The organism is Streptomyces sp. NPDC001709, assembly GCF_053596375.1.
Map to the genome: position 1 here is coordinate 99,469 of NZ_JBSFGB010000020.1, position 13,849 is coordinate 113,317.

Annotated in this window: 9 protein-coding genes and 2 pseudogenes; 2 read left to right on the plus strand and 9 right to left on the minus strand. The window is 71.5% G+C overall.

What is annotated here, in order from left to right:
• Positions 1-98: 98 nt before the first annotated feature.
• Positions 99-476 (minus strand): annotated as a pseudogene (locus ACWC0C_RS27510) (SRPBCC family protein); the annotation flags it as partial.
• Between the two features lie 45 nt (positions 477-521).
• Positions 522-640: pseudogene (locus ACWC0C_RS27515) on the minus strand (S-(hydroxymethyl)mycothiol dehydrogenase); the annotation flags it as partial.
• Between the two features lie 190 nt (positions 641-830).
• Here ACWC0C_RS27515 and purU point away from each other — a divergent pair.
• Together purU and ACWC0C_RS27525 are read left to right on the plus strand one after the other, a co-directional pair.
• The gene (gene purU, locus ACWC0C_RS27520; protein WP_450866534.1) at positions 831-1,703 is read left to right on the plus strand and encodes a formyltetrahydrofolate deformylase; all 873 of its coding nucleotides are present in this window, start codon (positions 831-833) and stop codon (positions 1,701-1,703) included.
• A 134-nt stretch (positions 1,704-1,837) separates the two neighbouring features.
• The gene (locus tag ACWC0C_RS27525; protein ID WP_450866536.1) at positions 1,838-2,635 is read left to right on the plus strand and encodes an IclR family transcriptional regulator; all 798 of its coding nucleotides are present in this window, start codon (positions 1,838-1,840) and stop codon (positions 2,633-2,635) included.
• A 212-nt stretch (positions 2,636-2,847) separates the two neighbouring features.
• Here the strand turns inward: ACWC0C_RS27525 and ACWC0C_RS27530 are convergent, their stop codons facing one another.
• The 7 genes from ACWC0C_RS27530 to ACWC0C_RS27560 all read right to left on the minus strand — a co-directional run bounded on the left by ACWC0C_RS27530 (position 2,848) and on the right by ACWC0C_RS27560 (position 13,780).
• Positions 2,848-3,918 (minus strand): chorismate-binding protein, encoded by a 1,071-nt coding sequence (locus ACWC0C_RS27530; protein ID WP_450866538.1) that lies wholly within the window; start codon positions 3,916-3,918, stop codon positions 2,848-2,850.
• 149 nt (positions 3,919-4,067) lie between these two features.
• Positions 4,068-4,670 (minus strand): sarcosine oxidase subunit gamma, encoded by a 603-nt coding sequence (locus tag ACWC0C_RS27535; protein WP_449194450.1) that lies wholly within the window; start codon positions 4,668-4,670, stop codon positions 4,068-4,070.
• Entirely contained in the window at positions 4,663-7,938 is a 3,276-nt protein-coding gene (locus ACWC0C_RS27540; RefSeq protein WP_450866540.1) for a sarcosine oxidase subunit delta family protein, read from the minus strand. Before ACWC0C_RS27540 ends, ACWC0C_RS27535 begins: the two co-directional genes overlap by 8 nt.
• Positions 7,939-7,949: 11 nt before the next feature.
• The gene (locus tag ACWC0C_RS27545) at positions 7,950-9,182 is read right to left on the minus strand and encodes a sarcosine oxidase subunit beta family protein (RefSeq protein ID WP_450866541.1); all 1,233 of its coding nucleotides are present in this window, start codon (positions 9,180-9,182) and stop codon (positions 7,950-7,952) included.
• Positions 9,179-10,462, minus strand: coding sequence for a serine hydroxymethyltransferase (glyA, locus tag ACWC0C_RS27550; protein ID WP_450866543.1), 1,284 nt, complete (start codon positions 10,460-10,462; stop codon positions 9,179-9,181). Before glyA ends, ACWC0C_RS27545 begins: the two co-directional genes overlap by 4 nt.
• Positions 10,459-11,319 carry a bifunctional methylenetetrahydrofolate dehydrogenase/methenyltetrahydrofolate cyclohydrolase gene (locus tag ACWC0C_RS27555; RefSeq protein WP_450866544.1) on the minus strand — a complete coding sequence of 287 codons (861 nt, stop codon included), beginning with the start codon at positions 11,317-11,319 and terminating at the stop codon, positions 10,459-10,461. The genes glyA and ACWC0C_RS27555 overlap by 4 nt, the downstream gene beginning before the upstream one ends.
• 22 nt (positions 11,320-11,341) lie before the next feature.
• A complete protein-coding gene (locus ACWC0C_RS27560) occupies positions 11,342-13,780 on the minus strand; it encodes a GcvT family protein (protein WP_450866546.1) in 2,439 nt (812 codons plus the stop codon).
• Positions 13,781-13,849 lie beyond the last annotated feature (69 nt).

Here is a 13,849-nt window from a genome sequence, read left to right on the forward strand (position 1 = left end):
AGCGGGTGCTCGACAGGGAGCGGAGAGATCGAGAACCGTCTCAAATAGCACAACAATGTTCGTTATGCGCAACATGCTTTCGCCGCGCGGGAGGGTTGTCAAGAGACGGAGTGCACCAGGACGCCACCCTTGGCGTAGGCCCGCGAGCTCATGCCCGGCTGGGTGCGCTCACAGGCGTCGAAGTCCTGCTGGTTCACCCGGTGGAACAGCTCCACCGAGCGGTCCACGCCCTTGCCGCTCTCCACCACGTGCGGCAGGTACAGCCAGTCTCACTCGACCACCGTGCGGTCGTGGGCCATCGGGTACATCCGGTGGAAGATCACATGGTCCGGCACGAGGTTGATGAGCACCTGCGGCTTGACGGTGATCGCGTAGCAGCGGCGGTCCTGCGCGTCCGCCACGCCCGGGATGCGGTCCAGGCCCTCGCCGCCGTCGACCGTGAAGCCCTTGACCTCCGACCGGGGGCGCGCGAGGTGGAGCCGTCCTTGCTCCAGGTTCGTGTCGTGGCGGGCGGGTCAGTGCCCGGCGGCGACCAGGGTCTTCTCAGCGAAGGCGCCGATTGCCTGCAGACACGGCACGTGCCGCATACGGCGAGCCAGTTGAGGACCACGAAGTCGCCGGGCGCGCAACGCATAAAGCCGCCCGACGGGATACGTCCACTCCAGCACCGCGAGGCCGAGACCCTCGCCCCCGGTGGTCAGGTTCAGTTGTTGCGCATGGCGCATCTTCACACGCAACACAGAACAAGCCTCTTGACCGGCCGCCGTCCGCACCGGACGATGTTGCGTATCACTCTCGTCGTTGCGCATTACGCACTAACGGAGAATGTCATGTCTTCTCGCCCGCAGCCCGGCCGCGAGTTCGTCCTCACCCTCTCGTGCCCCGACCGGGCCGGCCTCGTCCACGCCGTCACCGGCTTTCTCGTGACCCACGCAGGAAACATCCTCGAGAGCCAGCAGTTCGACGACCGCCTGCAGGACCGCTTCTTCATGCGGGTGCACTTCGAGGTCACCCATCCGGCGACGTCCCTGGAGCAGCTGCGCACCGACTTCAGCCCGGTCGCCGAGGCATACCGGATCACCTGGCAGTTGCACGACGTCACGACCCCGACCCGCACCCTGATCATGGTGTCGAAGTTCGGCCACTGCCTCAACGACCTGCTCTTCCGCCAGTCAACGGGCTCGCTCAACATCGAGATCCCGGCGATCGTCTCCAACCACCGCGACTTCGAGCCGCTGGCCCGCAACTACGGCATCCCCTTCCACCACGTCCCGGTGACCCGGGAGACCAAGGGCGAGTCGGAGGCCCGGCTGCTGGAGCTCGTCGCCGAGCTCGACATCGACCTGGTGGTGCTCGCCCGCTATATGCAGATCCTCTCCGACGACCTGTGCAAGCGGCTCGACGGCCGGGCCATCAACATCCACCACTCCTTCCTGCCCAGCTTCAAGGGCGCCCGGCCGTATGTGCAGGCGCACCAGCGCGGCGTCAAACTCGTCGGAGCCACGGCCCACTACGTCACCCCCGACCTCGACGAGGGCCCGATCATCGAACAGGACGTCGTCCGCGTGGACCACTCCCACGCGCCGGACGAACTGGTCACCATGGGCCGCGATGTCGAGGCCCGGGTCCTCGCGCGTGCCGTGCAGTGGCACAGCGAGAGCCGTGTGCTGACCAACGGCAACTGCACGGTCGTCTTCCGCTGACACCGCCGCCCGCACGGCCCGCCGAACCACTCACGCCGACGGCTCCCCTACCCGAGGAGCCGTCGTATACCCTCCCTCTACCTTCCCTGCGCAACCCCCGGGGCACAGGAGCCGATAGTGCGTATAGTTGCGCTATGAGCAACTACACCGCAGATGGCGAAACAACAGCTCCCGCGGTGAACGGGGTGCAGTCCGTCGACCGTGCCGTCAGCGTCCTGGAGATCCTCGCCCAGCGCGGGGAGGCCGGTGTCAGCGAGGTCGCCGCCGAGATCGACGTCCACAAGTCGACCGCGTTCCGTCTGCTCGGGGCGCTGGAGGCGCGCGGTCTGGTCGAGCAGGCGGCCGATCGCGGCAAGTACCGGCTCGGCTTCGGAATCGTGCGCCTGGCCGGCGCGGTCACGGGCCGCCTCGACGTCACGCAGCAGGGCCGGGAGGTGTGCGAGCGGCTCAGCGAGGAGATCGGCGAGACCGTCAACATCGCCGTCCTGCAGGAGCACTACGCCGTCAACCTGTACCAGGTGCGCGGCCCGGGCGCCGTCGGCACCCACAACTGGGTCGGGCAGCTCACCCCGGTACACGCCACGTCCAGCGGCAAGATCCTGCTCGCGCACCTGTCGGTGAAGCAGCGCGCCGAGGTGCTCGCGGCCTCCGGACTCCAGAAGCTCACGCCGCACACCCTGACCGCCAGGACGAAGCTGGAGGAGAACCTCGCCGAGTCGCGGGATCGCGGGTACGCGGTGACCCTGGAGGAGCTGGAGATCGGACTGCACGCCATGGCGGCCCCGATCCGCTCCCACCACGGCGAGGTCGTCGCCGCCCTCAGCGCCTCCGGCCCCGCGTACCGCTTCACCGAGGACCGCATCCACGAGCTGGCCCCCCTGCTGCTCAAGGGCGCGGAGGAGATCAGCCACCGGATGGGGTACGTGGGCTGAGTCCCCCCACGCGGCAGGGGCCCCAGGCCGCGCCCCAGCGGGCCGTCACCCGTACCGCGTCGACGGTCGCGGCCACGATGTCGGCTCCCTGCTCCAGCAGGGCGAGTCCGCGCGCGACGGCGGCTTCCGGGGCGAAACGACCGTGACAGGGAGACTGCCGGCCACCCCTCCAGCCAGCCGTCGGCCAGCGAGGCGTCCTGGTGGATGCAGGTTCACCTCGGTGCGTATGACGAAACATGCTGCACTGAGCGCAAGCTCAGTCCGAGGTCGCCCCCGGCCGCCACCGCGAGCAGCCGGGACGCCTTGAGCTCGGTCTCCCGCCACTCCCCCTCGGGGTCGGAACCCCAGGTGATCCCGGCGCCGGTACCGAACCGCAGCACCCCCTCGCCGCGGTCGATCCAGAAGGTGCGGATGCCGACAGCCAGCTCTGCGACGCCACGGTCGGCGTCCACCCAGCCGATGCCGCCGCAGTACGGGCCGCGCCGGGCCGTCTCCAGTTCCTCGATGATCCGCAGGGCACTGGACTTGGGCGCGCCGGTGACCGAGCCGGGCGGGAACGCGGCGGCGAGCAGTTCGGGCCAGCCGGCCTCGGGGCGCAGTTCGCCGCGTACGGTGGAGACCAGATGGACCAGCCCCGGGTGCTTCTCCACGGCGCACAGGTCGGGGACGGTCACGCTGCCCGCCACGCACACGCGGCCGATGTCGTTGCGGACCAGGTCCACGATCATCACGTTCTCGGCGTAGTCCTTCGCCAGCAGGTCCGCCTCGGTGCGCCCGGTGCCCTTGATCGGCCCGGACTCGACGATCCGCCCGCGGCGGCGCAGGAACAGCTCGGGTGACGCCGTGGCGATCTCCACCCCGTGCCGGGGCAGCCGGATCGTTCCGGCGTACGGCGCCGGGTTGCCGCGGGCCAGCAGGCTGGTCAGCGCGTCCACGTCGGCGTCGGGTCCGACCGGCGCGGACAGCACCCGGCAGAGGTTGGCCTGGTAGACCTCGCCGGCCGCGATGTAGTCACGGATGCGTCGCACGCCCCCGGTGTACGCGGCACGGTCGAGGGAGGACGTCCAGTCACGGGCGGCCGGCCCGCGCCAGCCGCCGGGCACCGGGGCGGGCACCGGCGCCTCCCGTACGTCCGTGAAACGGGCGCAGGTCAGCCGGCCCTCGAAGTCCGCGCAGACGGCCCAGAAGCCGGCGGAGTCCAGGGCCTCGGCGTCGCCGGTGACATCGCGAAGGCCGGTGGCGACAAGGCTTCCGAAGCGGGCCAGGGGTGCGGCGTCGCGCACGGCTGCGGGCCTTTCTCGTGCTCATTTCTCGTGCTCATCTCCCGGGTCGGGCAGTCGGCCGGGGCGGTGGATATGGAGCGGCGGTGCCGGGCCGACCGTCCGCGTCGGCCCGGCACCGCCGGCTCACTTCCGCCGCCCTGCCGGGCCGTTCACCGGTATTCGACGGCCGCGTCCAGCAGCCAGTCCGCCAGGTACCCGGCGAAGGAGGAGCGCACCAGTACCCAGAAACCGGCCCTGGACTCGTCACGGGCCACCAGGACGACCTGGGTGCGGGCCAGCGTCGTCTGGGCGCAGCGGCCGGGGCCGAAGGCACGCGGGTGCAGGTCCAGCGCGCAGCCGTGGGCGAGCAGGTCCCGGGCGCGGGGTCCGCCGACCAGGAGGGTGGTGCGCTGGGCGGAGACATCGGTGACGGAGAGCGGTTCCGCTCCCGCCGCCGAACGGATCCGGCTCTCCAGGTCCCGCTCGGTGCCGGGCCGGCCCACCACGAGCCATTCGTCGGGGCCGAGCCACACCGCGGTCACCTCCCCCGCGTGCACGACGGTGTTGGGTTCCAGCGGCAGTTGGACTCCCAGGGCCAGTCCGACGGCCTCCGCCGCCGGGCTCTTGGCGTCGAGGCGGACGTTCACCTGGGCCAGGAAGGGGAGTTCGGCCAGGCGGATCGCGCCCCGGGAGGAGCGCGTCGCGGCGGCCAGGCGGTGGGCGGCGTCTGCCAGGGGGCTGCGCTGCCATGCGGTCAGGGCGGTGTCAGCCATCGCGGCGGGCTCCCTCGGGGTCGTAGAGGACGGGGCTTGCGACGGTCACGGGGACCAGCCGGTCGCCGACGGGCGCGTAGAGGCGTTCGCCGATCCGGTCCCGGCCGCCCTTGACCAGGGCGAGCGCGAAGGTCCGGCCGAGTGCCGCGCTGCGGTAGCTGGAGGTGACATGGCCGAGCATCGGCACGGGCGGGGCGGGCAGTTCGCTGTCGGCGACCAGGTGCGTGCCCTCCGGGAGGAAGACGGCCGGGTCCTCGGGGAGGAGCCCGACGAGGTGCTTGCGGTCGGGCCGGACGGTGTCGGCGCGGGCGTAGGAGCGCTTGCCGATGAAGTCGGGCTTCTTCTTCGACACCGCCCAGCTCAGGCCGAGGTCCTGCGGGGTGACCGTGCCGTCGGTGTCCTGGCCGACGATCGGGTAGCCCTTCTCGGCACGCAGGACGTGCATGGTCTCGGTGCCGTACGGGGTGATGCCGTACGGGGCGCCGGCCTCGTACAGTGCCTCCCACAGCGCGACGGCGTCCCACGGTGACACGTTGATCTCGTAGGCGAGTTCGCCGGAGAAGCTGATCCGGCACACGCGCGCCTCGATGCGGGCGACGGTCGTCTCCCGCCAGGCCATGAACGGGAAGTCGTCCTTGCCGACGGCGAGTTGGGGCGCGAGCGAGCCGAGGACCTGCCGGGACTCCGGGCCGACCAGGGCCACGGTGGCCCACTGCTCGGTGACCGAGGTGCAGTGGACCCGCAGTTCGGGCCACTCGGTCTGGAGCCACTCCTCCATCCAGTCCAGGACGGTGGCCGCGTTACCGGTCGTGGTGGTGACCAGGAAGCGGTCCTGGGCGAGCCGGATGACCGTGCCGTCGTCGAAGACCATTCCGTCCGGGCGGCACATCACGCCGTAGCGGATCATGCCGACCTTCAGGGTGCTCATCATGTTGGTGTAGAGCCGGTCGAGGAAGAGCGCCGCGTCCGGGCCCTGCACGTCGATCTTGCCGAGGGTGGAGGCGTCCATGAAGGCCACGCCCTCTCGGGCGGCCCGGCACTCGCGCAGCACGGCGGTCTCCATGTCCTCGCCGTCCTGCGGGTAGTACCAGGGCCGCTTCCACTGGCCGACGTTCTCGAACAGCGCGCCGTGCGCCACGTGCCAGCCGTGCAGGGCCGTCGTACGGACCGGGTCGCTCAGCGCGCCACGGTCGCGACCCGCGAGGGCGGCGAAGGAGACCGGGGTGTACGGCGGCCGGAAGGTGGGCAGGCCGAGCGCCGAGATGTCCACGCCGAGGAGTTCGGCGACGACCCCGCTGGCCAGGACGCCGGCCGTCCTGCCCTGGTCGCCCCCGGTGCCGGCGGTGGTGTAGCGCTTGGTGTGCTCCACCGACCGCAGGCCCGCGCCGGTCGCCCGGGCCAGGTCGTCCACGGTGACGTCGCGCTGGAGGTCGACGAATCGCGGGGCGCCGGTGTCGGTCGGGATGGTGAAGACCTGCATGGGCGGGGTGTGCGGCGGTGCGGCCGCGGCCGGGAGCGCGGGTGCCTCGGCGGTGTAGCCCTCCGCCTCGACCGCGCGGGCACCGGCTGCCGCGCCCTGTGCGAGGACCACGGCGAGGTCGAAGGCACCGTTCGCGCTGCCCGCGACCTCCACCGCCTGACGGCCGCTGTCGGGCACGAACGTGCCGAGTGCGTCGTCGTGGCGGAGCTTGCCGCCCGCCTGACTGAACAGGTGGGCGACCGGGTTCCAGCCGCCGGAGACCAGGAGCAGGTCGACGGCGAACTCCCGCCGGCCGGCGGACTCCCCGTACGGCGCGACCGTCACGGCGGTGAGGCGGGCCTCGCCCTCCGTACCGGTCACCGCGTGCCCGGCGAGCACCTCGATCCCGGCGGACCGGGCACGCACGGCCCACTCCCCCGGCTCGGGCCGGGTGTCCACGATCGCGGTGATGTCCACACCCGCGGCCGCCAGGTCGAGCGCGGCGGCGTAGGCGCTGTCGTTGGTGGTGAACACGACCGCGTGCCGGCCGGGCAGCACGGCGTACCGGTGGAGGTACGTCCGGGCCGAGGACGCCAGCATGACGCCGGGTCGGTCGTTGTCGCCGAACGCCAGCGAACGCTCGTGGGCGCCGGTCGCGAGGACCACGCGCCGGGCGCGGATCCGCCAGACGCGTTCGCGGGAGACGTTCGCCGGGGCGTCGGCGCCGAGGTGGTTGGTGCGGCGCTCGACGGCGAGGAGGTGGTTGTCGTCGTAGTGGCCGAAGACGGTGGTGCGGCGCAGGACGCGTACCTCGGGGGCGGCTTCGAGCCGTGCGCGTGTCGCCTCGACCCAGTCGAGGTGCTCGCCGGTGCCGAGCAGGCTGCCGCCGGGTTCCGGCTGGTCGTCGGCGAGGATGACGCGGGCGCCGCTCTGCGCCGCGGCGGCGGCAGCGGCGAGGCCGGCGGGGCCTGCCCCGACCACGAGCAGATCGCAGTGGGCGTGTACGGCGTCGTAGCGGGCCGGGTCGGGTTCGGTGGCGAGGCGGCCCTGGCCCGGGAGGCTGGTCGCGGCCAAGCCGTCGTACAGCTCGACGGTCGTGGCGGGGAGCATCGGCTCGGGGAAGGGTTCTTCGATCTGGACGACCGCGTTGGGTTCCTCGACGCCGGCGGAGAAGATACCCCTCGGGCGGCCGAGCTTGATGCTGGTACCGGCTTGGATGACGCCGTTGGCCAGGAGGGCGGAGGCGAGGGTGTCGCCCCGGTAGCCCTGGTAGGCGATGCCGTCGAAAGTGAAGGCGAGGGGGGTGTCGCGGGCGATGCGGCCGCCGGTGGGGGTGCGGAAGGGATGGTCGCCCCCGCCGCCCCTACCCGTCCCATCCTCCAGGGGCTCTGCCCCTTCGACCCCGCTGGGGGCTGCGCCCCCAGACCCCCGTTCGGCCTGAACGGCCTCGTCCTCAATCGCCGGACGGGCTGGATGTTCCGGACCCGGCTGAGAGGTCACCGGACACGACTGAGAGGTCAGCTCACCCGGCTCAAGCCGCTCGGGGCGCGTCTCCCCCACCCGGTACACCGCCAGGATCTCGTTCGTCGCCGTGTCCCGCACCGCGTTGAACCACTTGCGGCAGCCCGCCGCGTGGCTCCACCGTTCGGCGAACGGGCCCTTGGGGTTGTCGCGGAAGAAGAGGTAGCGCGCCCACTCCTCGTCGGTGAGGGCGGCGGGGTCCTCGGGGTAGGGCACGTGGGCCTGGCCGCCGTAGTGGAACTCGGCCTCGTCCCGGGGCCCGCACCACGGGCAGGGGATCAGCAGCATGGTTCGGCTCCCTAGTGGGCCACCGCGGCCGCGCCGTGCTCGTCGACGAGCGCGCCGGTGGTGAAACGGTCGAGCGAGAAGGGGGCGTTCAGGGCGTGGGGGGTGTCGTGGGCGATGGTGTGGGCGTAGACCCAGCCGACACCCGGGGTGGCCTTGAAACCGCCGGTGCCCCAGCCGCAGTTGAGGTAGAGGTTGTCGACCGGGCTGAGGCCGACGATGGGCGAGGCGTCCGGGCTGACGTCGACGATGCCGCCCCAGGTGCGCAGCACATGGGCCCGGGCGAAGACCGGGAAGAGTTCCAGGGCCGCCGACATCTGTTCCTCGATGATGTGGAACGCGCCGCGCTGGGTGTAGGAGTTGTAGGCGTCGATGCCCGCGCCCATCACCAACTCGCCCTTGTGTGCCTGGCTGACGTACACGTGGACGGCGTTGGACATGACGACCGTCGGGTGCACGGGCTCCAGGAGTTCGGAGACGAGGGCCTGCAACGGGTGGCTCTGGATGGGCAGTTCGATGCCGGCCATGGCGGCGAGGACCGAGGTGTGGCCGGCCGAGCAGAGGGCCACCTTGCCCGCGGCGATCGGGCCGAGCGTGGTCTGTACGCCGACCACCCGGCCGTCGATCACATCCAGTCCGGTGACCTCGCAGTTCTGGATGATGTCGATGCCGGCGGCGTCCGCGGAGCGGGCGAAGCCCCAGGCCACGTAGTCGTGCTTGGCGATGCCGGCGCGTGGCTGGTAGGTGCCGCCGAGGACCGGGTAGCGGACGTCGGGGGAGACGTTGACGATCGGGCAGACCTCGTTGACGCCTTCCGCGTCGAGCCATTCGGCGTCGACGCCGTTGAGCCGGTTGGCCTCGACCCGGCGCACGCTGTCGCGGACGTCCTGCAGGCTGTGGGCGAGGTTCAGCACGCCGCGCTGGGAGAAGAGGATCGGGTAGTCGAGTTCCTCCTCCAGCCCCTCCCACAGCTTCAGCGCGTGCTCGTAGATGCCCGCGCTCTCGTCCCACAGGTAGTTGGAGCGGATGATCGTGGTGTTGCGGGCCATGTTGCCCCCCGCCAGCCAGCCCTTCTCCAGCACCGCGACGTTCGTGATGCCGTGGTTCTTGGCCAGGTAGTGGGCGGTGGCCAGGCCGTGGCCGCCGCCGCCCACGATCACCACGTCGTACGACCGCTTGGGCTCGGGGGTGCGCCAGAGCCAGTCCGGGTGGTCGGGCAGGTCGGCGCCGGGGGTGCGGGGGCTCATCGGGCGTCTCCGTCGTGCGAGAGGTGCGGGTAGAGCGGGTGCCCGGCGGCCAGCGCCTCGGTGCGGGCGCGCAGTGCGGCCACGTCCGGCTCGGGCTGGAGGGCCAGCGCGATCACCTCGGCGACCTCGGCGAAGTCCGCCTCGGTGAAGCCACGGGTGGCCAGGGCGGGGGTGCCGATGCGCAGGCCGGAGGTGACCATGGGCGGACGCGGGTCGAAGGGGACGGCGTTGCGGTTGACGGTGATGCCGATCTCGTGCAGCAGATCCTCGGCGCGCTTGCCGTCGAGTGCGGAGTCGCGCAGGTCGACGAGGACGAGGTGGACGTCCGTGCCGCCCGTCAGCACCTTCACTCCGGCCGCGGCCGCGTCGGGCCGGGTGAGGCGCTCGGCGAGGATGCGGGCGCCGGCCAGGGTGCGGGCCTGGCGTTCGGCGAACTCGGGCGAGGCCGCGACCTTGAAGGAGACCGCCTTCGCGGCGATGACGTGCTCCAGCGGGCCGCCCTGCATGCCCGGGAACACCGCCGAGTTGATCTTCTTGGCGAGGTCGGCGTCGTTGGTGAGGATGACCCCGCCGCGGGGACCGCCGAGGGTCTTGTGCGTGGTGGTGGTGACCACGTGCGCGTGCGGGACGGGGCTCGGGTGCAGTCCGGCGGCGACCAGGCCCGCGAAGTGCGCCATGTCGACCATGAGGAGGGCACCGACCTCGTCGGCGATGCGGCGGAAGGCCGCGAAGTCCAGCTGCCTCGGGTACGCCGACCAGCCCGCGATGATCATCTTGGGGCGGTGCTCCTTGGCGAGCCGCTCCACCTCGTCCATGTCCACGAGGTTGTCCGCCTCGGAGACGTGGTACGGCACCACGTTCAGCATCTTGCCGCTGTAGTTGATGCGCATGCCGTGGGTGAGGTGACCGCCGTGCGCGAGGTCGAGGCCGAGGACGGTGTCGCCGGGCTTGAGCAGGGCGAAGAACACGGCGGTGTTCGCCTGCGCACCCGAGTGCGGCTGGACGTTGGCGTAGCCGGCGCCGAACAGGGACTTGACGCGTTCGATCGCCAACCGCTCGGTGACGTCGACATGTTCGCAGCCGCCGTAGTAGCGGCGGCCCGGATAGCCCTCGGCGTACTTGTTGGTCGCGACCGAGCCCTGCGCCTCCATCACGGCGGTGGGCGCGAAGTTCTCGGAGGCGATCATCTCCAGGGTGGACTGCTGACGGTGCAGCTCGGCGCGGAGGGCTTCGTGGACCTCGGGGTCCAGCTCCGCCAGGGGCGTGTTCAGGGCGTTCATACGGTGGTCACGTTCCTCTCGGCGGCCTCGACGACGTTGGCGAGCAACATCGCCCGGGTCATGGGTCCCACTCCGCCGGGCATCGGCGCGAGCCACCCGGCGGCCTCGGCGGCCTCCGGGTGGACGTCGCCGACGAGCCCGTGCCCGGTGCGGGTGATGCCGACGTCCAGGACGGCCGCGCCGGGGCGCAGCATGTCCTTCGTGATCAGTCCGGGCGAGCCGGCCGCCGCGACGACGATGTCCGCCTCGCGCACATGCCAGGCCAGGCCCTTGGTTGCGGTGTGGCACAGGGTGACGGTGGCGTTCTCGGACCTGCGGGTGAGCAGCAGGCCGATCGGCCGCCCCACGGTCACGCCCCGCCCGATCACGCACACCCGCGCACCCGCGATGGGCACCTCGTACCGGCGGAGCAGTTCGACGATGCCGCGCGGGGTGCAGGGCAGGGGCGCCGCCACGCCGAGGGTGAGCCGGCCCAGGTTGACCGGGTGCAGACCGTCGGCGTCCTTGGCGGGGTCCATCCGCTCCAGTACGGCGCCCGCGTCCAGATGGCGCGGGAGCGGGAGCTGGACGATGTAGCCGGTGCAGGCCGGGTCGGCGTTGAGTTCGTCGATGACGTCCTCGACCTGCCGCTGGGTGGCGTCGGCGGGCAGCTCGCGGCGGAGGGAGGCGATGCCGACCTGCGCACAGTCCCGGTGTTTTCCGGCGACGTAGGCACGGCTGCCGGGGTCGTCGCCGACGAGGACGGTGCCGAGACCGGGCGGACGGCCGGTCAGGGCCGTCAACTTGCCTACACGCTCGGCGAGTTCGTGACGGATGGCGGCGGCCGTGGCCTTGCCGTCGAGGAGTTGTGCGGTCATGTGCGGTACTCCCGTCGAACGCTCAGCCGCGGAGGTGGGACATGGCCGGGTCGAACAACGGCTCCTCGGCGACGACGGCCTCGATCCGTTGGTCGAAGTAGCCGATGTGCACGGTCCTGCCGGGCTCGGCCAGTTCCGCCGGGAGCCAGGCGTAGGCGATCCCCTTGCCGATCGTGTAGCCGTACGCGGCGCTGGTGACGTAACCGACGGCCCGGTCGCCGTCGTACACCGGCTCCTTGCCCATGACGACCGCCCGCGGGTCGTCGATGGTGAGGCAGCTCAGCCTGCGCCGCACGTCGGTCTTGCGCCGCTCCAGCGCCGCCTTGCCGATGAAGTCGCCCTTGTCGAGCTTGACGGCGAAGCCGACGCCGGCCTCGTAGGGGTCGTGCTCGTAGGTCATGTCGGTGCCGAAGGAGCGGTAGCCCTTCTCCAGACGCAGGCTGTTGAAGGCGCCCCGGCCGGCGATGACGCCGCCCAGCGGCCGGGCCGCGGCCCACAGGGTGTCCCACAGTTTCAGGCCCTGGTCAGCGGTGGTGTACAGCTCCCAGCCCAGCTCGCCGACGTACGACAGCCGCATCGCCGTGACCGGCACCGAGCCGATGTAGGCGTGCTTGGCGCGGAAGTACTTGAGGCCCTCGTTGGAGAAGTCCTCGTCGGTGAGCGGCTGCAGCACCTCGCGGGCGAGCGGACCCCACAGGCCGATGCAGCAGGTGCCGGCGGTGATGTCGCGGACCTGGACCGTGCCGTCGGCGGGCCGGTGGCGGGTGAACCAGTCGAGGTCCAGGTTGCCGTTGGCGCCGACCTGGAAGCGGTCGCGGGCGAGGCGGGCGACGGTGATGTCACTGCGGATGCCGCCGTCGTGGTCCAGGAGCAGCGTGTACGTCACCGAGCCGACGGACTTGGCGACCTTGCCGGTGACCAGGCCCTCCAGGAAGTCGGCGGCACCGGGTCCGCTGACCTCGAGGCGCTTGAGGGCCGTCATGTCGTACAGGGCGACCTTCTCGCGGGTGACCTGGGCCTCCGCGCCGACGATGGGCGACCAGTAGCGCGCGGCCCAGTCGTTGGGGGTGGGGATGTCGCGGCCCTCGACCAGTCCCGCGTTGGCCTCGTACCACTGGGGGCGTTCCCAGCCGTTCGCCTCCAGGAAGAACGCGCCGTGTTCCTGCTGGCGGGTGTGGAACGGGCTGGTGCGGATCGGGCGCGGCTTCCCGGAGGGCTGGAGGGGGTGGAGGATGTCGTAGACCTCGACGAAGTTCTGGCAGTCGCGTGCCAGGACGTACTCCGGGGAGAGCTGGTGCGGCTCGAAGCGGTTGACGTCGCACTCGTGCAGGTCGAACGAGGAGCAGTGGCCGTCGACCAGCCATTCGGCGACGGCCCGGCCGACGCCCGCGGAGTGGGTGACCCAGACGGCCTCGGCGACCCAGAAGCCCTTGACGTCCGGGGACTCGCCGAGCAGCGGGTAGCCGTCGGTGGTGAAGGAGAACAGGCCGTTGATGCCCTCCTCGACCTTGGCCTCGCGGGTCGCGGGAAGCAGGGACTGCGTCTCGGTCCAGGCGGGCTCGAAGTCCTCCTCGGTGAACTTCAGGACCGAGGGCATCTCCTCGGCCTCGTCCACGGAGAGGATGTCGTCGGCGGAGACCGGCATGGGGCGGTGGCCGTAGTAGCCGATGCCGAGGCCGTCGAAGCGGTCGCGGTAGTACAGGTCGGCGTCCTGGTGGCGCAGGATCGGGCGGACCGCTTCCTCGGTCTGGCCGGCGAGGGCGGGGACCGGGCCGGTCCAGGCGAGCTGGTGGGCGAGCGGGGTGAGTGGCAGGTTCATGCCCACCATGCGGGCGATCCTCGGTCCCCAGATGCCGGCGCAGCACACGACGATGTCGGCGGGGATCTCGCCCTGGTCGGTCACCACGCCCGTGACGCGGCCGACGCTCTGCCGTACGTCGAGGACTTCGTGGCGGGCGAGGAAGCGCACGCCGCGCTCGGTGGCCCGGCGGATCTGCGCCTCGACGGCCAGGACCGCCTTGGCGAGGCCGTCGGTGGGGACCAGGAGACCGCCGAGGATCTTGTCGCGGTCGACCAGCGGGTGCTTCTCCACGCACTCGTCCGGGGTCAGCAGGCGCGCCTCGATGCCCCAGGCGGTGATCCAGCCGTGGCGGCGGTGGAGTTCGGCGAGGCGCTCGGGGCTGGTCGCCACCTCGAGGCCGCCGACCTGGAGGAAGCAGGGCTTGCCGTCGACGTCGAGGGAGCAGAACTTCTCGACCGTGTACCGGGCCAGCTCCGTCATGGTCTTCGAGGGGTTCGTCTGGAAGACCAGGCCCGGGGCGTGCGAGCTGGAGCCCCCGGTGGCCGGCAGGGGGCCCTGGTCGACCACGGTCACCTCGGTCCAGCCGCGTGCGGAGATCTCGTCCGCGAGGGCCGCTCCCACGACGCCCGCTCCGATGATGACCACTCGGGGTCCCGCCATCGCCCAACCTCCGAACTTGAGACCGGTTCAGTTGCTTGTTGCGCAACTTGACTCAGGTTGCGCAACTCA

Bases quoted from the DNA above. Each gene is read 5' to 3' on its own strand.
- ACWC0C_RS27555 (WP_450866544.1), bottom strand. From the start codon at position 11,319: ATGACCGCACAACTCCTCGACGGCAAGGCCACGGCCGCCGCCATCCGT.
- ACWC0C_RS27545 (WP_450866541.1), bottom strand. From the start codon at position 9,182: ATGAGCCCCCGCACCCCCGGCGCCGACCTGCCCGACCACCCGGACTGG.
- ACWC0C_RS27535 (WP_449194450.1), bottom strand. From the start codon at position 4,670: ATGGCTGACACCGCCCTGACCGCATGGCAGCGCAGCCCCCTGGCAGAC.
- glyA (WP_450866543.1), bottom strand. From the start codon at position 10,462: ATGAACGCCCTGAACACGCCCCTGGCGGAGCTGGACCCCGAGGTCCAC.
- ACWC0C_RS27525 (WP_450866536.1), top strand. From the start codon at position 1,838: ATGAGCAACTACACCGCAGATGGCGAAACAACAGCTCCCGCGGTGAAC.
- purU (WP_450866534.1), top strand. From the start codon at position 831: ATGTCTTCTCGCCCGCAGCCCGGCCGCGAGTTCGTCCTCACCCTCTCG.
- ACWC0C_RS27540 (WP_450866540.1), bottom strand. From the start codon at position 7,938: ATGCTGCTGATCCCCTGCCCGTGGTGCGGGCCCCGGGACGAGGCCGAG.
- ACWC0C_RS27560 (WP_450866546.1), bottom strand. From the start codon at position 13,780: ATGGCGGGACCCCGAGTGGTCATCATCGGAGCGGGCGTCGTGGGAGCG.